This window comes from Streptomyces sp. GL_140 (assembly GCF_057834465.1).
In genome coordinates, this window is sequence record NZ_CM174404.1 from 6,051,836 (window position 1) to 6,073,840 (window position 22,005).

39 protein-coding genes are annotated in these 22,005 nt (G+C 69.5%); 7 read left to right on the top strand and 32 right to left on the bottom strand.

Features of this window, described 5'->3' with window-relative positions:
- The first annotated feature begins 124 nt into the window (after nucleotides 1-124).
- Both AC3IYJ_RS28160 and AC3IYJ_RS28165 read left to right on the top strand, forming a co-directional pair.
- On the top strand, nucleotides 125-418 hold the full coding sequence (locus AC3IYJ_RS28160) for a helix-turn-helix domain-containing protein (protein WP_489397498.1): 294 nt from the start codon (nucleotides 125-127) through the stop codon (nucleotides 416-418).
- Nucleotides 419-559: 141 nt separating this feature from the next.
- Nucleotides 560-814: a hypothetical protein gene (locus tag AC3IYJ_RS28165; protein ID WP_489397499.1), complete on the top strand. Its 255-nt coding sequence runs from the start codon at nucleotides 560-562 to the stop codon at nucleotides 812-814.
- A gap of 39 nt (nucleotides 815-853) precedes the next feature.
- Here the strand turns inward: AC3IYJ_RS28165 and AC3IYJ_RS28170 are convergent, their stop codons facing one another.
- The 22 genes from AC3IYJ_RS28170 to AC3IYJ_RS28275 form a co-directional block, all read right to left on the bottom strand.
- Nucleotides 854-1,042, bottom strand: a complete 189-nt coding sequence (locus tag AC3IYJ_RS28170) for a hypothetical protein (protein ID WP_489397500.1) — start codon at nucleotides 1,040-1,042, stop codon at nucleotides 854-856.
- A 25-nt stretch (nucleotides 1,043-1,067) separates the two neighbouring features.
- Entirely contained in the window at nucleotides 1,068-1,793 is a 726-nt protein-coding gene (locus AC3IYJ_RS28175; protein WP_489397501.1) for a hypothetical protein, read from the bottom strand.
- A gap of 92 nt (nucleotides 1,794-1,885) precedes the next feature.
- Nucleotides 1,886-2,134, bottom strand: a complete 249-nt coding sequence (locus AC3IYJ_RS28180; RefSeq protein WP_489397502.1) for a hypothetical protein — start codon at nucleotides 2,132-2,134, stop codon at nucleotides 1,886-1,888.
- 82 nt (nucleotides 2,135-2,216) lie between these two features.
- On the bottom strand, nucleotides 2,217-2,627 hold the full coding sequence (locus tag AC3IYJ_RS28185) for a hypothetical protein (protein WP_489397503.1): 411 nt from the start codon (nucleotides 2,625-2,627) through the stop codon (nucleotides 2,217-2,219).
- Nucleotides 2,624-2,827 carry a hypothetical protein gene (locus tag AC3IYJ_RS28190; protein ID WP_489397504.1) on the bottom strand — a complete coding sequence of 68 codons (204 nt, stop codon included), beginning with the start codon at nucleotides 2,825-2,827 and terminating at the stop codon, nucleotides 2,624-2,626. Before AC3IYJ_RS28190 ends, AC3IYJ_RS28185 begins: the two co-directional genes overlap by 4 nt.
- A complete protein-coding gene (locus AC3IYJ_RS28195; RefSeq protein WP_489397505.1) occupies nucleotides 2,824-2,997 on the bottom strand; it encodes a hypothetical protein in 174 nt (57 codons plus the stop codon). Before AC3IYJ_RS28195 ends, AC3IYJ_RS28190 begins: the two co-directional genes overlap by 4 nt.
- A complete protein-coding gene (locus AC3IYJ_RS28200; RefSeq protein ID WP_489397506.1) occupies nucleotides 2,994-3,299 on the bottom strand; it encodes a hypothetical protein in 306 nt (101 codons plus the stop codon). The genes AC3IYJ_RS28195 and AC3IYJ_RS28200 overlap by 4 nt, the downstream gene beginning before the upstream one ends.
- Nucleotides 3,296-3,754, bottom strand: a complete 459-nt coding sequence (locus AC3IYJ_RS28205; RefSeq protein WP_489397507.1) for a hypothetical protein — start codon at nucleotides 3,752-3,754, stop codon at nucleotides 3,296-3,298. Before AC3IYJ_RS28205 ends, AC3IYJ_RS28200 begins: the two co-directional genes overlap by 4 nt.
- Before the next feature lie 49 nt (nucleotides 3,755-3,803).
- Nucleotides 3,804-4,010, bottom strand: coding sequence for a hypothetical protein (locus tag AC3IYJ_RS28210; protein ID WP_489397508.1), 207 nt, complete (start codon nucleotides 4,008-4,010; stop codon nucleotides 3,804-3,806).
- 10 nt (nucleotides 4,011-4,020) lie between these two features.
- Nucleotides 4,021-4,557, bottom strand: a complete 537-nt coding sequence (locus AC3IYJ_RS28215; protein WP_489397509.1) for a WhiB family transcriptional regulator — start codon at nucleotides 4,555-4,557, stop codon at nucleotides 4,021-4,023.
- A complete protein-coding gene (locus AC3IYJ_RS28220) occupies nucleotides 4,554-4,991 on the bottom strand; it encodes a RusA family crossover junction endodeoxyribonuclease (protein WP_489397510.1) in 438 nt (145 codons plus the stop codon). Before AC3IYJ_RS28220 ends, AC3IYJ_RS28215 begins: the two co-directional genes overlap by 4 nt.
- Nucleotides 4,988-5,314: a hypothetical protein gene (locus tag AC3IYJ_RS28225; RefSeq protein WP_489397511.1), complete on the bottom strand. Its 327-nt coding sequence runs from the start codon at nucleotides 5,312-5,314 to the stop codon at nucleotides 4,988-4,990. Before AC3IYJ_RS28225 ends, AC3IYJ_RS28220 begins: the two co-directional genes overlap by 4 nt.
- A gap of 268 nt (nucleotides 5,315-5,582) precedes the next feature.
- On the bottom strand, nucleotides 5,583-8,105 hold the full coding sequence (locus tag AC3IYJ_RS28230; RefSeq protein WP_489397512.1) for a phage/plasmid primase, P4 family: 2,523 nt from the start codon (nucleotides 8,103-8,105) through the stop codon (nucleotides 5,583-5,585).
- Nucleotides 8,106-8,242: 137 nt separating this feature from the next.
- Complete coding sequence (locus AC3IYJ_RS28235; RefSeq protein ID WP_489397513.1) at nucleotides 8,243-9,145, bottom strand: hypothetical protein; 903 nt, start codon at nucleotides 9,143-9,145, stop codon at nucleotides 8,243-8,245.
- A complete protein-coding gene (locus AC3IYJ_RS28240; RefSeq protein ID WP_489397514.1) occupies nucleotides 9,142-9,948 on the bottom strand; it encodes a PD-(D/E)XK nuclease family protein in 807 nt (268 codons plus the stop codon). The genes AC3IYJ_RS28235 and AC3IYJ_RS28240 overlap by 4 nt, the downstream gene beginning before the upstream one ends.
- A 94-nt stretch (nucleotides 9,949-10,042) precedes the next feature.
- Nucleotides 10,043-10,291 (bottom strand): hypothetical protein, encoded by a 249-nt coding sequence (locus AC3IYJ_RS28245; RefSeq protein WP_489397515.1) that lies wholly within the window; start codon nucleotides 10,289-10,291, stop codon nucleotides 10,043-10,045.
- A complete protein-coding gene (locus AC3IYJ_RS28250; RefSeq protein ID WP_489397516.1) occupies nucleotides 10,288-10,539 on the bottom strand; it encodes a hypothetical protein in 252 nt (83 codons plus the stop codon). Before AC3IYJ_RS28250 ends, AC3IYJ_RS28245 begins: the two co-directional genes overlap by 4 nt.
- Nucleotides 10,536-10,892, bottom strand: a complete 357-nt coding sequence (locus AC3IYJ_RS28255) for a hypothetical protein (RefSeq protein ID WP_489397517.1) — start codon at nucleotides 10,890-10,892, stop codon at nucleotides 10,536-10,538. The genes AC3IYJ_RS28250 and AC3IYJ_RS28255 overlap by 4 nt, the downstream gene beginning before the upstream one ends.
- Nucleotides 10,892-11,284, bottom strand: coding sequence for a hypothetical protein (locus tag AC3IYJ_RS28260; protein WP_489397518.1), 393 nt, complete (start codon nucleotides 11,282-11,284; stop codon nucleotides 10,892-10,894). The genes AC3IYJ_RS28255 and AC3IYJ_RS28260 overlap by 1 nt, the downstream gene beginning before the upstream one ends.
- Nucleotides 11,281-11,544 carry a hypothetical protein gene (locus tag AC3IYJ_RS28265; protein ID WP_489397519.1) on the bottom strand — a complete coding sequence of 88 codons (264 nt, stop codon included), beginning with the start codon at nucleotides 11,542-11,544 and terminating at the stop codon, nucleotides 11,281-11,283. Before AC3IYJ_RS28265 ends, AC3IYJ_RS28260 begins: the two co-directional genes overlap by 4 nt.
- An 84-nt stretch (nucleotides 11,545-11,628) precedes the next feature.
- Nucleotides 11,629-11,811, bottom strand: a complete 183-nt coding sequence (locus AC3IYJ_RS28270; protein ID WP_489397520.1) for a hypothetical protein — start codon at nucleotides 11,809-11,811, stop codon at nucleotides 11,629-11,631.
- Entirely contained in the window at nucleotides 11,808-12,101 is a 294-nt protein-coding gene (locus AC3IYJ_RS28275) for a helix-turn-helix domain-containing protein (protein WP_489397521.1), read from the bottom strand. The genes AC3IYJ_RS28270 and AC3IYJ_RS28275 overlap by 4 nt, the downstream gene beginning before the upstream one ends.
- Nucleotides 12,102-12,375: 274 nt before the next feature.
- On the opposite strand from AC3IYJ_RS28275, the gene AC3IYJ_RS28280 reads away from it, so the two are divergent.
- From AC3IYJ_RS28280 to AC3IYJ_RS28295, 4 genes are all read left to right on the top strand, one after another.
- Nucleotides 12,376-12,777 carry a hypothetical protein gene (locus AC3IYJ_RS28280; RefSeq protein ID WP_489397522.1) on the top strand — a complete coding sequence of 134 codons (402 nt, stop codon included), beginning with the start codon at nucleotides 12,376-12,378 and terminating at the stop codon, nucleotides 12,775-12,777.
- A 193-nt stretch (nucleotides 12,778-12,970) separates the two neighbouring features.
- Nucleotides 12,971-13,237 carry a hypothetical protein gene (locus AC3IYJ_RS28285; protein WP_489397523.1) on the top strand — a complete coding sequence of 89 codons (267 nt, stop codon included), beginning with the start codon at nucleotides 12,971-12,973 and terminating at the stop codon, nucleotides 13,235-13,237.
- Nucleotides 13,238-13,308: 71 nt separating this feature from the next.
- The gene (locus AC3IYJ_RS28290) at nucleotides 13,309-14,760 is read left to right on the top strand and encodes a recombinase family protein (protein WP_489397461.1); all 1,452 of its coding nucleotides are present in this window, start codon (nucleotides 13,309-13,311) and stop codon (nucleotides 14,758-14,760) included.
- Nucleotides 14,761-14,930: 170 nt separating this feature from the next.
- Nucleotides 14,931-15,173, top strand: coding sequence for a helix-turn-helix domain-containing protein (locus AC3IYJ_RS28295; protein WP_489397462.1), 243 nt, complete (start codon nucleotides 14,931-14,933; stop codon nucleotides 15,171-15,173).
- A 42-nt stretch (nucleotides 15,174-15,215) separates the two neighbouring features.
- On the opposite strand, the gene AC3IYJ_RS28300 is transcribed toward AC3IYJ_RS28295, so the two are convergent.
- The 4 genes from AC3IYJ_RS28300 to AC3IYJ_RS28315 all read right to left on the bottom strand — a co-directional run bounded on the left by AC3IYJ_RS28300 (nucleotide 15,216) and on the right by AC3IYJ_RS28315 (nucleotide 16,400).
- Nucleotides 15,216-15,350, bottom strand: a complete 135-nt coding sequence (locus tag AC3IYJ_RS28300; protein ID WP_489397463.1) for a hypothetical protein — start codon at nucleotides 15,348-15,350, stop codon at nucleotides 15,216-15,218.
- 13 nt (nucleotides 15,351-15,363) lie between these two features.
- The gene (locus tag AC3IYJ_RS28305) at nucleotides 15,364-15,912 is read right to left on the bottom strand and encodes a glycine-rich domain-containing protein (protein WP_489397464.1); all 549 of its coding nucleotides are present in this window, start codon (nucleotides 15,910-15,912) and stop codon (nucleotides 15,364-15,366) included.
- Nucleotides 15,913-16,024: 112 nt separating this feature from the next.
- Nucleotides 16,025-16,237 carry a hypothetical protein gene (locus AC3IYJ_RS28310; RefSeq protein WP_489397465.1) on the bottom strand — a complete coding sequence of 71 codons (213 nt, stop codon included), beginning with the start codon at nucleotides 16,235-16,237 and terminating at the stop codon, nucleotides 16,025-16,027.
- A complete protein-coding gene (locus tag AC3IYJ_RS28315) occupies nucleotides 16,230-16,400 on the bottom strand; it encodes a hypothetical protein (protein ID WP_489397466.1) in 171 nt (56 codons plus the stop codon). The genes AC3IYJ_RS28310 and AC3IYJ_RS28315 overlap by 8 nt, the downstream gene beginning before the upstream one ends.
- A 193-nt stretch (nucleotides 16,401-16,593) precedes the next feature.
- Between AC3IYJ_RS28315 and AC3IYJ_RS28320 the strand changes: the two genes are divergently transcribed.
- Nucleotides 16,594-17,814, top strand: a complete 1,221-nt coding sequence (locus AC3IYJ_RS28320) for an NsdA family TPR-like regulatory protein (protein WP_489397467.1) — start codon at nucleotides 16,594-16,596, stop codon at nucleotides 17,812-17,814.
- Here AC3IYJ_RS28320 and AC3IYJ_RS28325 read toward each other — a convergent pair.
- The 6 genes from AC3IYJ_RS28325 to AC3IYJ_RS28350 all read right to left on the bottom strand — a co-directional run bounded on the left by AC3IYJ_RS28325 (nucleotide 17,795) and on the right by AC3IYJ_RS28350 (nucleotide 22,002).
- Complete coding sequence (locus AC3IYJ_RS28325) at nucleotides 17,795-18,460, bottom strand: HAD family hydrolase (RefSeq protein ID WP_489397468.1); 666 nt, start codon at nucleotides 18,458-18,460, stop codon at nucleotides 17,795-17,797. The genes AC3IYJ_RS28320 and AC3IYJ_RS28325 overlap by 20 nt on opposite strands.
- Before the next feature lie 77 nt (nucleotides 18,461-18,537).
- Entirely contained in the window at nucleotides 18,538-20,133 is a 1,596-nt protein-coding gene (locus tag AC3IYJ_RS28330) for a hypothetical protein (protein WP_489397469.1), read from the bottom strand.
- A 9-nt stretch (nucleotides 20,134-20,142) separates the two neighbouring features.
- Nucleotides 20,143-20,403 (bottom strand): hypothetical protein, encoded by a 261-nt coding sequence (locus AC3IYJ_RS28335; protein WP_489397470.1) that lies wholly within the window; start codon nucleotides 20,401-20,403, stop codon nucleotides 20,143-20,145.
- The gene (locus AC3IYJ_RS28340; protein ID WP_489397471.1) at nucleotides 20,403-20,666 is read right to left on the bottom strand and encodes a hypothetical protein; all 264 of its coding nucleotides are present in this window, start codon (nucleotides 20,664-20,666) and stop codon (nucleotides 20,403-20,405) included. Before AC3IYJ_RS28340 ends, AC3IYJ_RS28335 begins: the two co-directional genes overlap by 1 nt.
- 9 nt (nucleotides 20,667-20,675) lie before the next feature.
- Nucleotides 20,676-21,455, bottom strand: a complete 780-nt coding sequence (locus AC3IYJ_RS28345; protein ID WP_489397472.1) for a peptidoglycan recognition protein family protein — start codon at nucleotides 21,453-21,455, stop codon at nucleotides 20,676-20,678.
- A 64-nt stretch (nucleotides 21,456-21,519) separates the two neighbouring features.
- Nucleotides 21,520-22,002 carry a hypothetical protein gene (locus AC3IYJ_RS28350; protein ID WP_489397473.1) on the bottom strand — a complete coding sequence of 161 codons (483 nt, stop codon included), beginning with the start codon at nucleotides 22,000-22,002 and terminating at the stop codon, nucleotides 21,520-21,522.
- Nucleotides 22,003-22,005: the final 3 nt, after the last annotated feature.

A 22,005-nucleotide genomic window follows, 5' to 3' on the forward strand; every position in this document is an offset into this window, starting at 1 on the left:
GCCCCGGCGGAGGTGCGAACTCCGGCCGGGGCCGACTTGTTGAGCAGTGTGTGGACTGCTTGCTCACGACTGTAGGGGGCCCCTACAGTGATGGCAAGCGGCCTGCCCGAACGAAGGGGCTGGAGTGAGCGACGAGGAGGTGCAGCGGGTGACGGAAGCCCTGGATGAGGTCGAGCGCATCACCGACCCTGAGGCGCGCGTGCGGGCGCAGAATCGGATCATGGCCGCGCAGGTGCTGCGCAACAAGGTGTGGTCGGCCGAACGCCGCGAGCTGATCATCCGGCTGTGGGATGACGGCAACGGCCTCTCGTACCGGCAGATCGCCGACCGGCTCGGATGCAAGCTGAGCACCGTGCAGGACGTGTTCCGCGGCTACTCCGGGTCAGGGTCGCACCGGCCGAAGCAGGCCGCCGAGTGATCACTTTGCGGATGCCGCCAAAGTGAAAACGCTTGTCACTTTCGAGGCTCCGCGAAAGTGATCAGCCCCGTTCCCGGCGACGGGAACGGGGCTCTCTGCTGTCCGGATGCGCTTAGATCTGTCCGGCGGCAGGCTGGACGGATGGAGCATGCGCCGATCGTCGTACACCGGATCGCTGCGTCGGGTGGCCGGCGGGTGACGATCCGCGTGCAGGGCATCGATATGGTCCTCGGCGTCGCGCACTCGGATGCGGACCTGGTGGAGTTCCTGCGCAGGGCTGAGCTCCCGGACCCCGATCAGCTGGTCTTCGCGGATTCGACGCTGATCGAGTGGCAGGGCGACGGCCCGCACGTCTACGAGGCCGAGTACGAGCCGCCGCCTACTGACCTGCCGTGACCTACGCGGCCCCGGAGTGCGGACCCCGGAGCCGCCCGTTCAGCGGGTGCGCAGCTCGTACACGGCGTGTGGGACGCCGTCGATGAGCTTGGTCTCCTGAACATTGATGTACGCCACAGCAGTCCCGTCGCTCCGCCCGTAGACGATCGTCCGGACCTCGTCGTCGGTGTTGAGCGGCTCGGTGTGGCCGTCGCGGAACCCGCCTCTGAAATACGCGTGCGTCGTCATGGCGTCACTCTGCCTCGTCGGCCCCCTACGCCGCCATGGTGTTGGCGAGGGTCCACACCCGGCCGCAGGCGCCCGCGCAGCGCGCTTCGGGGTCCCGGCCGCCGCCGGCCAGGACGGTCACCTCGCCGAAGCAGCTCGGGCATGGCCGGGCCGCCGGGACCGTGCGCGCGGTGAGGTCGAGGGCGGACTTGATGCGCTCGGCACAGCCCGCGGCGACCTGCTCGACGTGGAGTAGCTGCGCGGCGGTGAGCGGTCGGAACGGCCCCTCCTCGTCGCTCACGCGGGCGTGCAGCCACCCGGCGGCATACTCGGCGGTCCGGAGCCCAACGTAGCGCCAGCGTCGCGGGTCGGCCTGCTCGTCGTCGGCGCACTGGTTGCGGAGCGCCCGGTCGACCGGTGACCAGCCGCGGGCCCGCCAGTCCGCCGGGGCGTGGCTGAGCGCGGGCCGGGTGATTTGCGGGGCGAGGGTGTCGGCGCAGTGGATGAGCGTGGTCTCGACGAGGCGTGCGGTGTCCAGCACCCGGATGGACAGCGGCGCCCGGGTCTCGCCGACCTGCTCCGGGCTGCGCTCCAGCGCGCGGAGAGCGGCGGCTTCCTCGCGGTCGGCCTGGTCGAGGCTGGCGAGGTACGTGCTCATGCGGCCGGCGGGCGGCCAGGTTGCGGCGCCGTGCTGGTCGAGGGCGTCGTCGAGGTGCGGCCACAGGGTGGCGATGGTGATGAGGGCTTCTGTGGCGGGGCTGGTGGTGTGCATCGGTGCTCCCGTGGCTGGGCGGGGGTACGGTGGGATCACCTGGGGGCGCATCCGGTCTGTGGCGGACGGTGGATGCGCCCCTCACGCATGTCTCAGGCGGGCTTCCAGGCGACGGAACCCTCTTCGACGTAGCCGTGTGCGCGGCTCTTGCCGGTGGGCTTGAACGTCTCCTCGTCCAGCTCGGTGAGGTAGTTCGTCCAGAAGGTGACGCGGGCTCGGGCGGCGCCGATGGAGCCGTACGGGCCCTCGTGCTTGGTGTCCTCGGTGCCGTCGCGATTCGTGATGGTGATGACGGCGCGGAAGACGGTGGCGTCGGCGGCCATGCCGATTGAGCGGGCCACGGCTACTCGCCCTTCCGGTTCTTGGCGCCGATCAGGGCAAGGATGATCAGGGTCACGCAAATGACGACGGTGATGTCGAGGCTCACGGGGTCTCCGGTCCGGGGCAGAGGAATGGGTAGTCGGGGTTGGTGCCTTCGCAGGCCGGGCAGTCCTCGGCGTTCGTTCCCTTCGCAAGGTGCTTCGGTGGCGTCTCAGGGCTCGTTGGCGGGCCGTCCAGGGCTCTACGGAGGTCACGAGCGCGGACCTCGGCGTACGGCCAGCTACGCGGTGCGAGCACTTCTCGGACGCGGGCGATGGCGGCTTCGGCCTGCTCGGCGCGGGTGCGGCGCTTCTCTGCGAGCCGGAACCAGCAGCGCCATGCGATGCGGGCACCGCCGGCCCGGCTGCGGGCACTGGTCCACGCCAGCCGGTAGCGCTCCCGTTCGGCGTACAGCTCGTCGAGTGCCGTGTCGGTGATCGTGTCGGCGGTGTGCCGGACGGGCTGTTCGGTCACGGCTGGCTCCGCAGGGTCTCGACGAGGGCGAGCAGGGCGGAGGCCACCGCAAGAGTTCCCTGGGCTTGGACAGCCGCGAGGGCTTCGCTGGTCGTGAGGTTGCGGGGCTTACCGAGGGTGGTGGTGAGCCGAGTGAGGTTGGTGGTGGCTTCGTTCACGCGGTCGAGGGCACTGTCGAAGGGGGTGGTGAGCTCGGTCATCGTCGGCTCCTGGTCTTCTGGCGGCCCCACGTGGTCGCGTGCGGGCCTCGTACGGCGCGGTTGGGGGTTCGGGTGTTGCGGCGGATGGCGTAGCCCAGAAGCAGACCCAGGGCGACAGCGAGGACGAACCAGCCGCCGAGCGCGAGGCCAACCACCGCCCAGCCGCTCACGGCTCCTCCCCGTCGTCCTCGTCGACGCTCGGGGTCCAGCCGGTGATCGTCGGGTACAGGTCGGCGTGGGCCCGGCACCCGTCGGCCACGGTGAACAGGATTTGGCGGTCTCCCGGTACCTTCTGCTCCGCGTGCATGCGGCCCTGGACCCAGCCCATGACGGCGGCCTCCTTGATGAGCAGCACCTCGCGCTCGGTGAAGCCGCGCAGCATCTGGTTCACCGCGGTGAAGCGGTAGGCGTCCTGCTGGGCGAGGTAGCCGACGAGGAAGTCGGGCAGGGCGGGGGGCTGCTGCTGGCTCATGCTCCGGCCTCCCCAACCGCCATGGCGCGGAACCGGTCGAGCGCGGCCTCGTCCTCGTCGCTGAACTCGTCGCCCCGGTCGGCCATGTGGTCGGAGGCGAGGTCGAGGGCGAAGGTGAGGAACTGCCGCTCGGCGACGGTGAACGCGGCGGCCAGCTGCTCGGCAGCGCTCTGCGGGTCGTTGGCGATCACGTCACTGGTGCTGGTCCACGGGTGGTGGTGGCTGGCCCTCGGGACATCGCAGTGCCCGCAGAGCGCTTCGTCGTGCGGCTCCGGCGTCTGTCCGCCGGCCTGGCGGGCCATGTCGCGCTCGCCGTTCACGAGCTCCTCCAGCCGAGCCAGGGGGATGACCACACCGTTCGGGCTGGTCTTCAGGAGGATGGCGGGGATGCCGAGCATGGGGCGGCAGGTGAGGCGGTCGCCGTCCTCGTCGGTGAACTCGAACCGGTTGGTCATGCGGGTCTCCTTGTTGCGCGCGCGGATCGGGGAACCGGATGTGAGCCGGTCAGGCGGCGTCTGGGGGTTCTGTGAGGCCGAGGAGCACAGCGGTGCCGCAGGGCCAGCGGACGGGGCGGGTGTAGCGGGTGGGTTGGTAGGCCTCGTCGTAGTGCGTGGTGGTGGTGTGGCAGCGGGGGCAGATGTTGGCGAGGGCTCGGCCGTCGATGAAGCTGAGGGTGGGTTCGTGGCCATAGGTCTCGCGTGTCTCGGGCATGGCGGGCCTTTCAGGCGGCGTCGGCGCGGCTGCGGCCGGTCTGAGGGGATCGGAGCGCGGCGCGGCGTGCGGCGAGGCGGCGTGCGTTGACTGCGCGGCAGAGCAGGCAGGGCTGTTCGCCGAGGGCGACGTGTGCGTTGTAGCCGGTCATCGAGCCGCCGTGGAGGGTGTGCTCGCGCTCCAACCGGGCTCGGCGGCTGCTCTCAACCTGCGCGGCACGCTTGGCCTGGCATGGCTCGCAGACTTCGCCGCGACGCCGGTGCTGCGCGTACGAGGTAGGGCTGTCGCAGTCCACAGGCGTCTTGCTGTCGCGCCGCGGGGTGACCGGTACTGCCCCGGGTCGGAGGGTCTTCGCGGTGAGGCCGCCCCACATTCCGTGTGTCGGGCGGGTGGCGAGCGCGTAGTCCCGGCACGGCTGGAGCAACGGGCAGCCAGCGCAGAACTCGCGGGCCTTCCGCTTGTCCTCGGACCTCGTGGAGAACCACAGCTCCGGGTCGTTGGTGCAGGGCCGGGGGTTGTCGTGGCGCGTCCACTCGTCGTTGATCATGATGCGGTCCTCCACTGGAACGCGGCGAACGTGACGGTGTCGACTTCCTGGATGTGCAGGCTGATGCGGCCGCCCTTGACCACGGGGCCGATGCGCATGTCGGGGCCGACAAGGTGGGTGTGGTCGTCGTCCTCCAGCACCCCTGCATCGACGAGCCCGTCGACTGCGGCTTTGAAGCTCGGATACCAGTTGGCCGGGTCGGCGCGGCGGCGCGACGGAGGGTGGAGCACTCCGAGGATGTAGGCGCGCTGCAGCACGGGCCCGGGGTTGGCCTGTGCCAACGCGGCGTGCATCGTCGGGTCCTCGGAGCAGGCCTCCATCGCAGCGCCGCGGATGGCCGCGGTGAGCTTCGCCTTGACCGCGTGGTGCGGGCGCTGGTTTGCGTTGAGCAGGGCCATCCCTGCTGGGAGGTGGATGGCGAAGTGTCGGGTCACAGCAGGGCCTCCTGTACTGGCTGCGGGGGGCAGCGGTGGTCTCGGAGTACGGGGTGTTGGTGGTGGGGCACGGTGAGTGGGTCGCGCCAGACGATGCGGCGGACGCCGAGGGTGCTGGTGAGCAGCCGCCAGGTGAGCCGGCCGGTCATGCGGGCCTGGATTTCCGTGGCGAGGTCGATGGGTTCCGCGTCGGCGACCACGTGGAGGGCCGCAGTACGGCCGGCCCACGCGGTGAGGATCAGGGCGCTGCAGCGCGGGCAGGTGCGTTCGATCGCGTGGTCTGCGGAGGCTGCGATCTTTGCGGCGACGCCGGGATGGGTCATCGGGTGCCGCCGGAGGGCAGTGCCGTTGCAGTGCCGTTGATGGCACTGCTGTTTCCGCAGGTCATCCGGGGTGGCAGTGCCGTCAGTGCCGTTAGTGCCAGTTTCTGAGCATCAATGCTCTTGTGTGCGTACGGAGCTGGATAGCTGTTTTCAACGGCACTGATGGCACTGCACGTCTGTGAGCTGCAAAGACGTACTGATTTCAACGGCACTTTCAACGGCACTTTGATGGCACTGCAACGGCACTGTGATGGCACTTGAAGGGTGATCATTCGTCGTCCTCCTCGTCAGCGGAGGGCGCGTTGAGTGCAACGTTGATGTACGCGTACTTGCCGTTGCTGGGCTTGCGGACGATTTCGAACCGGCGCAGTTCGCGGCCGAGCTGCCGTGCGGCGATGGGCTCCTCGCCCTCCACGCGGCACCACTGCTCATACGCCTTCCGGAACCGGTCGGTGAGTGTGCGGACGTGCGCGCCGCCGCCGACGGAGCAGGCTTCGGTGAGGAAGCGGGCGAGCGCGTCTTCCTCCTCGGCGTACTGCGCGGTCGCCGCGGTGACCGAGGCTGGGTCCTGTAGGCCGTCGCGGAACACCTCGGCGGCTCCGGCGACGATCCACGCGAGGATCCCGGGGGCTTCCTCGGCGATGAGCATGAGGTCGAGGTCTTCGATCACCTCGCTCGGGGTGCGGGTGAAGGGCATCAGCCGCAGGCGCCGCCAGAAGCTTTTGCCGCCGGCGGAGACGCGGGGCTGGTGGTTGCCCATCAGGAACAGCTTGTGTGTGGGCTCGAAGGTGAAGTGGTCCTGTCGCATGAAGCGTGCGGTGAGGCCGTCGCCGCCGGTGAGCTCCTTGACCTTGGCCTCGTCGAACTTGGCCTCCTGGTTGACCTCGGACGCGATGACGAGGCGCAGCCCGTGGAGCCGGGCGATCTCCGTTTCGTGGCGCTGGGCCCCGGCCATGAGGAATGCGTTCGGGGCGGTGGCCGCGTAGTCGCCGAGGACGGAGCGGAGCACGTTGAGGAACACGCCTTTGCCGTTGCCGCCGGGGCCGTGCAGGAAGGGAAGGATGTGCCAGCGCACGGACCCGGACGCCGCGTACCCGGCCATGCGCTGGACGTAGCCGCGGAGTTCCTGGTCGTCGCCGAAGGTCTGCGCGAGGAACCGGTCCCACTTCGGGGTGGCCATGGTCTCGTCGGGGGCGACGCGGGTGGCGCGGGTGTGCATCTCGTCCGGGTCGGGGGCGGACAGTGTGCCGGTCTTGAGGTTGACGGCGCCGTTCGGGGTGTTCAGCAGCATGCGGTGCGCGTCGAGCTGGCCCGCGTGGACGACGATGCGGGGGTCGGTCTGCGCCATGGTGACCATTGCGGCGATGCCTGCGGTGGAGAGGGAGCGCGCGCGGTGTTTGGCCTCGCCCTCGCCGTTGGGGAGGTCGCGGGCAATGGCTCGGGCCATTTCGCGGACGGCCCCGGCTTCGTCCCATGCCCACCGGTGTCCGTCCCAGCGGAGCCAGCGGCCGCGCTGCGGCACGTAGCGGACCTCCTGCTCGTGGAGGTCGACGAGGCGCAGAGCGTTCCCGTCGTCGGTCCGCGTGTAGGTCTCGGGCCCGATCTCGGTGGCTGGGTGCTGGACCACGTTGAGTGCGGCCGTGCCGTCGATCGAGGGCCGGGGGTTGGGGACTGCAGTGAGGTGGCGTACGGGCTCGGGTGCGGGCGCACCGTAGCCCTGACGGCGGAGCTCGCGTGCGGCGTCGGAGTGCTGGCCGCCGTGGTTGAGGAGGGCGTAGGCGCCAAACTTCGTGTAGGGGCGCTCGGCAACGAACTCGGTCGAGGTGGTGAAGACGTACAGCCGGTCGCGGTCCATGGCACGGCCGGTGGTCGCCGAAGGTTCCCGGCCGTCCTTCCCGGGGCGCTGCCAATAGGAGGTGCTGCCGGAGACGAACATGAGGCGCCAGCCGTGCGGGGTGAGGATGTCGGTCCAGCTGGCGCGCTGCTCGAAATCGTCCCCGGGGGTGAGTCCGCTGGCCCCGGTTCCGGCCGGGCTGCTACCGAAGAGGAACGCGGCGGCCTCGTCGAGGGGCTCGGTGATCACTTTCGCGGTAGCGGGAAAGTGATCAAGGTGTTCGTCGGTCGGGACGGTGTCGAGCATCCGGCACACCGCGTGCAGCGCTCGGTGCTCGTCGGCGGTGATGGTCGGCAGTGTGGCCGGGCCCCCGGCGAGGAGTTCGTAGGGTCGGTCGGTCGCGTGGACGGTGCCATGGCTGGGCGCGGTGACGACGAAGCCGCCCTCGCCGCGGGTTTCGACGAGGCCGCGCAGGAGCCTCTTGCGGGGGTGCCGGACGAGGACGTCCCGCTCGTCGTCGGTGAGCTCGTCCTCGCGTGCCAGGCGGCTGGCGAGCTTGGTGTTGCCCGGGGCGCCGCCGGTGACGAGGTAGTGGAGGTGGAGGCCGCCGGAGGGGGAGCGCTCCAGCCAGCCGGTGGCGATGCGCTGCCACAGCTCGGCCATGCCGGAGTTGGCGAGGATGTCGACGAGCTGCGTGAGGACGCCCTCGTCGACGGCGCGGCCCTCCAGCTCCAGCATCTCCAGGCCGCCGGACACGGCGCCGCAGACGACACCGACTCCGGGGTGGCCACCGGTGAACCAGGAGCGGACGAGGCCTTCCGAGGCCCGCTCAGTCTGCGCCCGCTTCCAGTCGCCCTGAGGTCTCTTGGAGCCGTCGGTGCGGACGGCGACCACCGAGCAGCCAGCCGCGTGCAGCGCAAGGGCTGCGGCGAGCATGTCGGGTGCGGTGTCGCTCAAGATGGCTCCTCGTGCCGTGGTGCGGTGTCGGGTGCAGTGCCTCGGGCCGGAGTCGATTCGGCGGCGTCACGCCGGGTCCGAGGCGGGTTGGTCCGTTCGGGGCTGCGGAGCGGTGGTCGCGCAGCCCCGAACGGCGGCTAGAACGGCGGCGGAGTGGTCGCGGCCTGCGCCTGCTGTGCGGCCTGCTGGGCGAGGAGCGCGGCGATGGCCGGGTTGGCGAGCTGCTCCGGGCTGAGCGCTGCGGCCACCGACGCGGGCTGCTGAACGGGGGCCGGGACGGGCACCGTGTACTGCGGCGCGGGTGCGGCCACTGGCGGCGCCGTGTACTGCTGGGGAGGCGTGGGCACGGTGCCGGGGTCCAGTGCGTGCAGCTCAGCGGCGACTGCGGCGACGTACTGCGCGGTGTACTGCTTCGGCGGGGAGAACCCGCGCTGTGTGGCCTGGCCGTCGTGGGTGTAGGTCACGGTGAGGATCCCGCCGACTTCCAGGCCGCGGGCTCCGGCCCCACGGACCGCGTCGGCGACCGCGTTCTTGAGCTGGCCCTTGACGAACAGCCGCCGCCGGCCGTCGTCCTCCTCAATCTCACGGTCGCGCTGGTCGGTCTGGACCGTGATGACGAGCTGGTTCATGGGGTTGCCGTCGGACCAGAACTTGGGCGTGCCGTCCTTGATGTCGCGCTGCTGCTCGACTGTGGGCCGCTCGGTGATTCGGCCCGTGAGGCTGGTTCCCGGGGTGGGGAACTTGGCGCTGGGGGCGCCGCCTCCGCCCATGAGGAAGTCGTCAGCGGAGGGGGCCTGGTACTGCTGCGGTGTCGTCATCTGCTTCTGCTCCTGCTGGTTGCTGGTGCCGAACGGGCCCATGTCCCGTCGATCGGTGGTGCCGTCCGTGTAGACCCGGTACGGCTGGCAGTAGGCGGTTGTGCACTCGCACCCTTCGTCGCATCGCGAGTCCCACTGCGCGGGCGGCCGCCGGTCGGGCACGGCGTGGACGCGGTGGTCGCAGATGACGCAGCGGCGCTGGCGCACGAACCGGGCGGTCATGCGATCAAGGCCTCAAGCGAGGCGCCCGGGTTGGTGCTGGGCTGTCCAGGGCATCCGGCGGCGAGGTCGTCGCTGCCGGGCTTGAGCCAGGGGCAGAACCGGCAGTTCGGCTTGTTGGGGATGGGGATGAGCCGCCAGTTCTCGGGGTGGTGGTCGAGCTCCAGTCCGGCCGCGGTGTCGCGGATCCGGTCGAGGCGGGCGAGCGCGGCTTCGGCGATGCTGCGGTCGTAGGGCTCGGACCACACGTGGACCATCAGCTCGTGGTGTCGGCCGATGAACGTCACGGCGACGCGGGTGGGCCGGTGTCCGGCGTTCTCCTGGCCGAGGCCGTAGAGATGGGCTTGGACGCGGTACTTCTCGCCGGGGCCCTGCCGCCGGTACTTGTCGTGGCTGCTCTTGCCGACGAGCTTCCAGTCGTTGTTGAGCAGGGCGAGCCGGTCGAACAGGTCCGAGCTGCCGGTGAGTGTGGCGGCCTCGGTGTGTCCTTGGCGCACGGTGACGCGTTCCTCGATGCGGTACCGGGGCTGCCCGTCGGGCATGGGCGTCTGGCGGGCTTCGAACTTCTCGGCCATCCACATGTGGAATCCGGTGCCGATGATCGCGGCGATGGGGTCGCGGTTGGTGTTGGTCTCGGGCCAGTCGAGGATCTTGTAGGTGAGCTGGCGTTCGCACGGCTCGCCGACCTCGGAGGGGCCGATCGCCCGCTGACGGCTGCGGCCGGAGTTCTTGTCCGCGTCGATGATGAGCTGGCCGATGCGCGCGGCCAGCTGCTCGCCGTACTCGTCGCTGCCGGTCGCGATCACTTCGCCACCCCGGCCCGGCGCGCGTCCACGTAGGCCTGGCTGTAGGCCTCGGCGCGGGCGACGAGCCGCTGGTAGGTGCTGCGGCGGATGAACATCAGATGCCTCCGTACGTGTTCACGGTGTAGAAGCGGCGCCCCGGGTCCTCGTCGTGGAGGTGCAGCAGCGTTTGCCGGTGCAGCTCCGCGAGGTCCTCGCGGGCGGCTTGGCGCCATGGGCCGGGCCCGAAGTGCGCGGCGTACAGGTGCTGCACGCGGCGGGTCGTCCACTGCCCGAGCCATTCCGCGGCCGCGGTGCGAAGCACGGGCAGTCGGGTATCGGCCGGGGCCGGCGCGGCCGCGTTCATCGGTCACCTCGGTCCGCGTTCAGGAGCGCGGCCAGGTACTCGGCGAGGTGCGGGTCCGGGACCTCGATGAGCGGTTCCGGGCAGCATCCGTACACGCCGCCGTCCGCGTCGGCGTCCTCGTGGTCCTCGTCGGAGCAGACTGGGGCGATGCCATCCGGCTCCCCGTCCTGCTGGATGTAGACGGGCCGCCACCGGTTCGGCAGGGCCTTGATGCTGGGCTCGCAGCGAATACGGTTGAGGGCGTTCACGCGGCACCCCGCTGCCTCGGTACCGACCGGCGTCCGGCGACGAGCAGAGCCGACGCGAGCCGAGACACCCCGGCGCCGTAGACGCTCATGGCGCACTCGTGGCCGACCTCGGTGAGCAGCTGCTCGACGAGCGTGTCCCGCTCGTGGGCGCCGTGGGAGTCGGCGCCCGACGAGGCGGCGTGTGCGGCGGCGATGTCCTGGAGCTGGTGGAGGAGCTGTTTGCCGTCCTCGGCGGCCAGCTCGGCAAGGGAGACGAGCACCGTGGTGAGGTAGTGGTTGATGTCGATGCGGGCGCCGCCGGGCAGAGGCGTGACGCCGATCCGGTACGGGCCGTCAACGGGCAGGTTGCTCATCAGGAGGTCTCCGGGAGGTCGTGGCCGAGGCGGTAGTCGTGGTGGAGGGGCCCGTCGTGCGGGTCCTCGGCGAGGAGCGCGGCCACGTGCGGGAACTCGGTGGCGATCGAGTTCCGGGCAGCGGCCACCTGGGCCTGGAATGCGCAGGTACTGCACGGTGTGCCGTACCGGTACGCCGCGTGGCAGGTGGGGCACGTCTGGTACGTGGCGGGTTCCAGGGCCTCCAGCTCGGCCACCCGGTCCCGCAGCGCCACCAACTCGGCGGCCGTCTCCACGGTGTTCAGCAGCCCGTTCGCGTCCAGCGCCACAGCGATCGTCGCCGGGACCGCGTTCGGGCGGCCCATGGCCTCGCAGATCACACGGGACGCGCTGCCGATCGACTGGGTGTTCACGCCGCACGCTCCAGGCGGACCAGCGGGCCGACGACCTCGGCGAGTTCGTCCTCGCGGGCCCACACCATCCGCGGGCAGTTGGCGGGGTTCACCTGCTCCGGGACGAAGAGGCGGCCGTCCTGGCCGTCCTCGACGAGCCGCCACACGAAGCCACGCAGGTCCCTGTACAGCTCGACCGGCGGGGCCGGGAGCGGGACGGGAATGTGGTGCGTGATGCCGCTCTGGCCGGGGAGGCCGGTGACGGTAGGCTGGTGGTTCATGGTGTTCCTCGTCTTCTCGGTGTTGGTGAGGAATGCCGGGGCTGTCTCGGACCTAGCCGTCCGGGCGGCCCCGTTTTCATGGGGTCAGGCGGCGATGGGCAGGCCAGCCGGACCGGTGGCAGGCCGTGCGGTGTCGAAGAGCGACTGAATCTGGGCCCGGGTGTCGGGGCTGAGCGGCGGAGCCGCAGCCACGAGTTCGCGGATGGCCTGCACTGCGGCGGGGCCGAGGCGCTGCTGGGCGGCTGTGCGGCTGAAAGTGGCGGTCACGCCGGCACTCGCAGCCGGGAGCGGCCCGAGTGGCGGGTAGCTCGCCCCGTGGGGGTGAACAGGATCAGGACATCTACGCCGATGGCCGATGCGATCTCGCAGGCGGTCGGGTAGAAGACTGCTTCCTGCTCGCCTGTCAGTAGGTTGCCGATGGTGCTGTGTGAAACGTCGGCCTTCGTGGCGAGCTCGCGGCCGGTAACTGCGGCGCCGGTGCCGGTGCGTTCCATGAGCTTGGCCAGGAGGTCTCGGTCGACGAGTCGGAAGAGCGGAATGGGCTTGTGGTCAGACATCTATGCGTCCACCTCGTGCAGTGAATTGTTGCACTGCTTGGATGGATGAAGCATTGCATAGCTTGGACGTCACGTCCAGCCTCTTGGGTGTGGCGTGTGAATTTGGCCAAACTCTGCTTTGCGCCCTAGCGTGCGCCGCTGCACTGCATGGACACTCTGTCCGGCGAGTGGGATGGCAGACCCCCCGCCACTTGGGGGGATAGGTGGACCGCCTCACTGGTCGCATGGACACCCCACGGCCCATGACATGACTCGGAGTGGCAGGATGACCCTCATGGCTGCACAAGATCGTTCCCCTGCGGCGGGGCGAAGCCAGCTGAGAGACCTCGCGCGCGACCGCAAGAACACTCTCGGGCTGAGCTACGACAAGCTCGCCGCGCGCTGCATCGACCCGGAAACCGGCGAGCAGACCGTGAAATCCTCCTGGCTTCACCGCCTCGCGACCGACCTCCCGGTGCAGATCCCGGACTACCCGATGCTGCGGGGACTGGCCGTCGGCCTCGACGTGCCGCTTGGGAAAGTGCAGGACGCCGCTGGCGCCGAGTTCTTCGGTGTCGACGTTGAGTGGTCCGCGTCGGGTGAGGCGCGTGCGCTCGTCGACAGCCTTGCGCCGCTGACGCCTACCCAGCGTGAGCAGCTTCAGCGACTCATTGAATCGTTCACCCGACAGGAATAGACATCGAGGCATATGCCACCAGCGGGCTGAACACGCTCTGTAGTTTTCATATGCTCGGTGTAGTCAGAAGCCGTTCAATGCGACACCATTGGCGGCACCGCCTGGGGGCGCGTTAGGTCCGATAGTCTGCATTTGCGCGCTCGCATTCGAACTTGTGCGCGGTTTGTGACGCAGGCAGCGCCAAGGGGGTCGCATGGCTGACAGTGAGTACACCCATCGGGAGCGTCCGCGCCCAGTGGAAGCTGAAGTAGTCGTCTCCGCGCTCGTACCGGACGGCTACGCCATGATCCCCATTCAGCTTCGCGGTAAGACGGTCCTCGCCGTCCACCCGGACCACGGCAGCGAGCAGCTCGCCAAGGAACTCACCGATCACCTCGCCCACGCGACTCAGGTCGGCATGGCTGTCCTCTACAACCCGATGGATCCGGTCGAAGAGGTGCGGGCGCACCCCGAGATTTAAAACTGCCTTTAGTGGGCCTTCGACCTAGCAAAGGCCCACGAAAGACGGAATTAAAGTGCGAGCATAGAGGCATGGAGTCACAGAACACCGGCCCGACAGGGCGCCGCGTAGTCCGCTGCTACCTCTACGCCCGCATCAGCTCGGACCGCGAGGGCGCCGGACTCGGCTGTGACCGCCAGATCGAAGACGGCTACGCACTGGCCGAACAGCTCAGCAACAGCGACACCGAGTACCGCGTCGTCGAAGTCTTCGAAGACAACGACCTCTCGGCCTACTCGGGCAAGCCACGCCCGGACTACATCCGGATGCTCCAAGGGCTCGAGGCGGGCGCTGGCGAGTGCGTCATCGCCTGGCACACGGACCGCCTCCACCGGTCGCCTGCCGAGCTCGAGCGGTACATCGACATCTGCGAGCCGCGGCGCGTCGAGACGCGCACGGTCAAGGCGGGCCACCTAGACCTCACCACTGCCACCGGACGGATGATCGCCCGGCAGCTCGGAGTGCAGGCTCGGTACGAGGTCGAGCGGATGGTCGAAAGACAGAAGCGCGCCCGGGATCAGATGGCGCAAATGGGTAAGCACTTCGGCGGCCGACGGCCCTTCGGCTGGGAGGTCGACGGTATGACGCCCATCCCTGCCGAGGTGGAGTGCATCCAGCACGCTGCACGCAGCGTTCTCGCCGGAGCCTCCCTGTACTCCATTCAGCGGGATCTGCGGGCCCGTGAAGCCCTCACGAGTACCGGCGGGCAGTGGAGTGCCTCCGAGATCCGCAAGATGCTCCTACGCCCCCGCAACGCGGGCATCGTCGTACACAGGGGTGAGGAGGTGGGGCCGGCCCAGTGGCCTGCCGCGCTGGACGAGCCGACATGGCGGAGTGTTGTCGCCATGCTCAAGGACCCGAGCCGCAAGATCGGGCCAGCCGGGAACGCCAGGGTTGCCCTCGGTACGGGCCTCTACGTGTGCGGGACCTGCGGCAAGAGCGTGATTTCGTCCACGGACGGCAGCGGCAACCACCCCGATCGGGAACGGATGCTCAACTACCGGTGCCGGTCGCAGAAGCACGTGAGCCGTCGGCGAGACCTCGTAGACGATGTCGTTCAACTCGCCGTGCTTGACCGGCTCTCCCTCCCTGATGCAGCAGACCTTCTGGCGACCCGTGAGGACCCTGTGGATGTACGGGGCGCCCAGGAGGACCGGAGGCAGGCACGGTTCACCCTGGACGGCTTGGCGGGCGCTCTGGGGCGTGGAGAGCTGGATATGCGGTCGTGGACTCTGGCGTCCGAGGCTGCGCGGCAGCGGATTGCCGCAGCGGAAGAGGTGCTGTCGCGTGCGGTCAAGGTGAATCCGGTGGCCGCCCTGCTCACGGCGGAGGACGTTGAGGAAGCGTGGAACGGGCTGGATCTGTCTCGGAAGCGGGCGGTGATCTCGTATCTGATGACCGTGACCATCAACCGGGCCCGCCGGGGCCGGCAGCCCGGTGGCGGGTATTGGGACCCGAATTCTGTGCAGGTCGCGTGGAAATGAAGCAGGGCCCCCGCTGGCAGGCGGGGGCCCCGCTGGCCGCTCCCGCCGCCTGGGGGGCAGGACTGGGAGGGCCGGTCTGGTGTGCAGGCTGATGCCCACATTTGCGGGAGATGAGTCGATGTAGGGTGCACCCTACATACATCAGTTCATGATCACGTCAGCGTGTACGGGTGTCCCGTGCCCACCCTGTACCCGCTCACGTCCTCGCCAGACGACGACGCATCGGCGAACAGATTCGACAGGCCCGGACGGACAGGAAGCTGACACAGCAGTTCGTGGCCGAGCAAGCTGGCGACATGGACCGGGCAACGTACGTCCGTATCGAGCAGGGCCAGGCGAGCCCGCTCCTCGACACGCTCATCCTCATCGCGGACGCCATCGGCGTACCGCTCGCGCACCTCGTCCGGGAGTAGCCCCGGCCGGAGGGGGAACTGTCGGCCGGGGCGGTTCTCAGATCAGCTCTCGTCAGGCTCCGCCACGACGAACCCGCGGACCGGCGCAGGTCCTTGCCGGGTCGGGTCCTGAGCGCGCAATGCCTCGTGCAGGGCCTCGACAAGGTCGGCGTACCGGGGGTCGATCCACTCGTTCATGGCGGCAGCCTACTCAGCCCTTGGGCTTGGGGATGATGACGATCGGGCCGCCGTCGTCCGAGTGACGGCAGGAAGCGGCGACGGTGACGAGGGTGTCCTCCGGGCCGCGCCACAGGTCCGCGTCGACGCTGTAGCCCGCGGCCTCGATCGCGGCGACGGTGCGCTCGACGGAGCTGTGTGAGCGGTTGGTGGGGTCGGGCCGCTCCGGCAGGTGGTGGATGAAGCCGCCGCAGAGTCGGAAGCACAGCGACTGGTAGAGGGCGGTGTGGAGTACGAGCGCGTGCCAGCCCTCGTCCACGACACGGGACGGTACGAGACCCGCCGGGGTCCGGGCGGCCGTGGCGAGGAACGCCAGCGCGTCGACAACGATGCGGGAGGCGAGGTCCATGGCCATGCCGGGGTTGTTATCCAGGACGGTGTGCATGACGCCGTTGAACTCGGCATCGCTGAGCAGAGCCCGCGCGCTTGCGGGGGCGGTGGCCGTCAGGACGCCGGACGGCTGCGGGTTGCCGGGCTGGCTGATGCACGGCGGCGGGACAGGGTTCGGTACGGGACTGGACATGCTTCTCCCCTAGGTCATGTGCAGGAAGGTGCGGGTCAGGTGGTGCCGACGACGATCACGGCGAGGATGCCGAGCACGATCAGCACGTAGCAGAGCTGCTGCGGAAGCCCGGTCATCCGGTGGCCTCGACGTTGCGTTCCGAGGTCGACAGCTCCAGACCGGACTTCATTCGGATGTATGCGATTGGCGCGTACTGGGGGTCGCCATAGACGCGGCGGACCTCCTCATACACGACGGCCATGAGCTGGCCCTCCGTACCGGAGGCAATATCGCGGACCCGCTGGTTCAGGAGCGGGTGGGCCAGGTGCTCTCCCGGCTTAGCCATCGGACTCGTCTCCATCCGTGCTGGTGAATCGCGCCCAGCCGGCCTGCGCCCGGTCAAGGAGATCAGCGCTCGGCTCGACCACCTCAGCCATGCCCATACGGGGATCGTCCGGGGTGTCGAGGTTCCATACGCCGCGGGCGCAGCTGTGGGTCGGGCTGGTCACGGGTCACTCCCTACCGTCGTCAACGGGTGGTGAGAGACACCATGGACCTAGGAAAGTCCTATTGCTAGGACTTCAGAGCGGCCTTTCTGGGTCCTCAAATAGGGCTTTGCTGCCCCCATTCTGGTGAACCATGGCAGTCAAGAGGGCGTCCTGAGACAGTAGGTCAGGACACCTACCCACTACGGGAGTTGGAATGACCCGACCCACCGGCAACGCGCGCTTCCGGGCGGCCCGCCAGGCCGCCGGCTACCGGACCCAGCAGGAACTCGTCGACGCCCTCGCCGCCCGCGGGATCCACATCGGCCTACGGCAGGCCCGCCGCTACGAAGCCGAGAACCCGCCCCTGCCGCAGACCGACGTGCGGCAGGCACTCGTCGACCTGCTCGGCCGCCCCCTCGACGAGCTCGGGTTCAACGTGCCGCCCGGTACCGGACCGCAGACCAGCACCAGCCTTATCGCCCCTGCGAACCGCGGACCGCTGCGCGCCTCGAGCGCACCACAACCAGCCACCGCCGGTTCCGACTTCCTTGCGGTCACCCGGGCACACCGACGGCTGTACTGGACCGTCACCCCGTCGGTCCTGCACCCGGCCGTTGCAGCACATGCCACCCTCGGCGGCCAGCTCCTCGACGCGACTACCGGCAGAACGCGTCAGACCCTCGCCGTGGCTCTCTCGGAGAGCTGGCTCCTGGCAGGCCGGATCGAGTTCTTCGACCTCCGCGAGCCCACCCGGGCCGGCGACACGTGGGTCCGTGCTCTCCAAGCCGCGGGCGAGGCCGACGACACGCTGCTCGGCGCCGCGATCCTGGCGCACATGGCGTTCATCCCCGGATGGTCTGGGCAGTGTTCCGCCGCCACAGAGCGCATGGTCGCGGCCCGCACCTACGCCCGGCGCGGCCAAGCCAGCGGCCAGTTCGTGGCCTGGCTCGATGCCGTCGAGGCCGAATGCGCCACCCGCTGCGGGGACACGCGAGCCGCCCTCAACCTCATCGCCCACGGTGAGACCGTCGTCGAGGACGACGCAGGCCCCACCCCCGAGTGGATGGATTGGTTCAGCCCCGTCCGGCTTGCCGCGTTCAAGGGCAATACCCAGCTCACAGCCGGGCACCTGCCGCAGGCCCGCGAGACGCTGCTCCACGTCCTCGACGAGCTTCCGGAGGACGCCGACAAGCAGCGCACCGTCATCCTCGGAGACCTCGGAGCGGTCGAGGCCGCCGCCGGACGCCCGGAGGACGCGGCGCGGTACGCGCTTCGCGCGCTGGAGCTGCTGGAGACGCACTGGTACGCCACCGGGCTGGAGCGGGTCCGCGAGGTGCGGCGCGCACTCGCTCCGTGGGAACACGAGCAGTACGTCCGCGACCTCGATGATCGTCTCTACGGCTGGGGTGCCGTCGTCAGCGCTCTCGCCTGTTGAACTCGGTGATCCGAGGGGACAGTTCGGCGAGGCTCTCGACGCGGAACGTTGGCAGTTCGAGGGCCTCGGCGGTGTTCCACTGGATCGTGGCCCACGGGCCCCGGCGGATGAGCGCGGTGTGCATGCCCGCGGCGGCGCCGGGGCGGAGGTCGTTGTCGACGCGGTCGCCGACGTAGAGGATCTCGCCGGGGGCGGCCGGGACGACGGCGGCGACCCGCTCGAAGAACTCCGGATCCGGCTTGCTCGCGCCCCAGTCGTCCGAGGTACCGATCAGGTCGACATCCTTCGTGAACAGCTCGCGGAGCAGACCGCCCGCCCGAACGGTCTGGTTCCCGGCGATGCCCAGCCACAGGCCGTCCGCGCGGAGCTGCGCGAGCGCCGGGCGGACGTCCGAGTAGAGGTCGTTCTCGCCGAACCACTCCGGGAGGCCAGCGGCAGCACGTGCTTCCCGCTCGGCCGTCAGGTCGAAGCCGGGCTTGAAGGGCTCGAAGACCTCGCGGTAGTCGCGGCCCTGTGCGATCACGGCGCCGAACATCGCGGCGAAGGTGTGTCGGGGGACGCCGAGCCAGTCGGCCCAGGTGCCGTACTCCCGGGTCTCGTCCACGAGGCACTCACCGACATCGAACACCACAGCGCGAATCGTCATGCGAGCAGCCTATCCACGGGGCCGAACGCACGAAAGCGCCCCCTCCCGCCCGTAGGCGAGAGGGGGCATCGTGCTGCCTAGGGTCCAGAGAGGGCGTACCACTGGGATCCCCAGCCGGTGTTGATCGTGCTGGTTGCCTGGCTCGATAGCGTCAGGCTCGACGGCAACGACGTCTGTCCGGTGAGGATCGTGGAGTAGCGGAGGTTCGGCGCCGTCAGGTTCGCGTTCACCGAGATCCCGGCCCCGGTGGCCTTGAAGGTGAGCGAGTTGGTCGTCCAGGTGGAGCCGTTGCCGAGCAGCATCGCGATGTAGTAGTTGCCGGGTGCCGCAACGAACGGCGTGGCGAGCGGCAGGGCCTTGGCCGTAGCGCCCGACATCAGCAACGAGGAGATGTCCGCAGTGACACCCTTCAGGGCTCCTGTGCTGTCGTACAGGCCGAGGTAGCAGTTGCTCAGCGAGGCGCCCGCGTCGACACCGGACAGGCCCAACCAGATGTTCGCGACGGTGACCTGCTCCCGGATCGGGATCTTGACCAACGTGATCCGGCCCGCGACACCCGCGCTGCTCTGCGCCGTCACATGCCCGGCATCGTTGGGGTCGCCAGTCCACGTGATGAGCCCCTGCTCCGACGGGCGCGGCAGCCAAGAGCCAGCGGCCGAACCGTTCACCGCGCCGAAGTTCCAGAGCCTCATCCGCCACGGATAGACGGTGTTGGCGTAGACCCGGCCGGCGGCGGTGCCACTGTGGACGAGGGCCACGGTGATGTTTCCGGAGCCGTCGATGTGGCCTGCTTGCACCACGAAGAACTGGCTCGTCACCTTCGAAAAGCTGGTGCTCGGGTACAGCCATGGCGCGCCCTCGGCCAGCGGTGTGCTCGTGCCGGAGCCGCCGTAGATGGAGACAGCCCCGCCGCTGGTGAGTAGGGCGACGTCCATGAAGTGGGCGCCGTTGTACATCATGGCGAGGTCGACGTCGATGCGGTCGCCGACTGCTGCGGGGATGGTGCACTGGAGCGGCGTGCCCGCGCTCGTCTGCACGATGATCCACGGCGTGGACGAGGGCAGATCAGTGATGGTGCCGTCAGTGATGGTGGCCCCGCTGGTCGTGACGACCGTTCCGGACGCACCGATCGCGCCCTGAGGGCCCGTCGCCCCCGCGGCTCCGGCAGTGCCTGCGGTGCCCTGCAGGCCTTGAATGCCCTGGATCCCCTGCGGCCCCGTATCGCCCGTGTCGCCCTTCGCTCCCGGGGCTCCTGCAGCGCCGGGTGCGCCGTTCGCTCCCGGAGCCCCCGCAGGCCCGACCGGACCTGCAGCACCCCGCACGTAGCCCGGGAGCCCCGGGTCGGCGACGACGAGGTCGAGGATGTCGAGCGGTGAACCGTCGCCCGTTGGGACCGCGAACGTCCGGACCCGGACCGGAACCCCGGCAAGGGACTCCGTGATCCGGTAGTAGCGGCCCGTCGCGGGCTCGATCCCTGCCGCGTCCGTGGGGATCAGCGACGCCGACCACGCGCCGGCCGTGACGGTGACTGGATGGTCCGGGCCGACGAGCAGCCGGTTGCCGGTCTCGTCGGTCCAGCGGCGCGGCAGGCATGCCAGGGTGACGGTCACCGGGGCGCCGAGGTCAGTGAAGATGTCCGCCACGCTGCCGGTGACGGTGCGCCTGGTCGACATGGTGTCCTCCTACCGGGCCAAGAGGGCGAGTGCCCCGGTCACGGCTCCGCCGACCCCGGCGAGGACGCCAAGGGTGGGCAGGGGCCAGCGGGACCGCTCCAGGGTGCGAATCCGCGTCTCGTGATCCGCGAAGTCACGGCGGAGGTCTTTCGTGTCGTCGAGGATGCCGTCGAGCTTGGACTCGATCCGCCCTACGGTCTGCGTCAGCCCCCTCACCTCCCCATACATCTGTGCGGAGCTGATGTAGACGCCCGGATCGGGGGTGGTCACTAGACCCCCTTGGCGGTCGACGCGCTGTTCGGGTCACCGACCAGCCGGGCCAGGAGCCCCTTGACGAAGGTGCCCGCGGCGACGATGCCGGCCGTGCCAACGGACTGCCAGAAGGAGCCGTGGAGCATATCGGCCGGACCGGACGCGACGAGGAGGCCGCCGGTGGCTGCGGCGAACGTCCAGATGGTGCGCTCGGCGACGTCCTTGGCGTACGTGGCGCCGGTCTTGAGGATGGAATCGACGGGCGGGAACGGGCTGGTCATGGAGGTCTCCTAGTTGGTGAGGCGTGCGGCCTGAACGTCCGCGACGGCGTTGGCGATGGCGGCGACCTGCTCCGGGGTGAGGCCCGTGGTCTCCAACGCGGCGACCTTCGTGGTCAGCGCGGCCACCTGGTCGGACAGGACGGCCACCCGCTTGCTCGCGGTGACCAGGTAGCCGTACGCGTCGATGGGTTCGCCGGTGCCCTTGTAGGACCAGAGCTCGTTCGGGGTTGCCATGTCGTCCTCCTGGGACGGGTCGGGGGCGCCGGTCGCGCGGGCGACGATGCCCGGGAAGACGATCTTTTTGAACTGCTGCACGCGGGCGTCGCCGGGGCAGTCCGTGCCGGACACGGCCCATGCCGTGTGCAGCCGGTGGTGGCCGTATCCGGGGTCGTCGGCGGTCTGGCACACCCGCAGCGGGAGGCCGTGTTCCTGGTGGAGCCACACGCCGAGCCGGATCAGCTGCTCGACCTGCTCCGGTGTCCACGGGTCGGTGGCGTCGTCGTTCGAGGCAGTCTCGATCGATACCGCGCCGGTGCCGTCCGGCCGAAGGTTGGCTCGGTAGTTGGCATCAGCCCTGGTCTGGGTGCCGATGTACTGGCCGAGTGAGCCGTCGTAGTCGAGGCCGAAGTGACTTTCGAGGTTCGTCGAATCGCGCCAGTAGGCGTAGATCCGATTCTCGTCCCACGGGGCTGCGACGGAGTGCATGATGAACTGCGTCGGTCGAATTGCGGGCTGGGAATCGGACTCCGGTTGGAGCTCCATTTTCTCGGCGCCTGGGTACCAGGCCATGACACCTCCAAGACATGACAAAAGCCCCGGGCCATCAGGCTCGGGGCGGTGGGTGGCGGGGTGGCTACGCAGGCTTGTACACGAGGCAGATGGACAAGTTGTCCGTGTTGCCCCAGGTGAAGGGTCGAGTGGCGTTCCACTCGCCCGGCGTCGCGCCGCTCGCGGCGGTCGACGACAGGGCCATGGCGAAGCTGTCGCCGGACAGGACGCGCGAGACCCCCGGGTAGTAGGCGCCGCCGGGGTCGAGGGCCAGGGCGCTACCGACGTACGACATGCTGGAGCTGGCCAGCGAAGCACACGCGAAGGGCAGCGCGAACCTGAACTGGCCGCCACCCCACGTTGTAGTGCTCCCGCCCACCAGCGAGGCCCTGACGTGGCAGAGGCCGCCGTCCAGCGCGTACTCGCCGTCGAGAGTGCCATTGCCGAGAGAGACCGCGGCGCCGGTCGAGGACGTCCAGGTGGGCGTGTACGGCGTCCAGATTGCGCTGATCGCGTTGAGGCGGGCTGCGGTGGTCCGGAGTCCGGCGACCCATCCTGTGTACGCCATGGC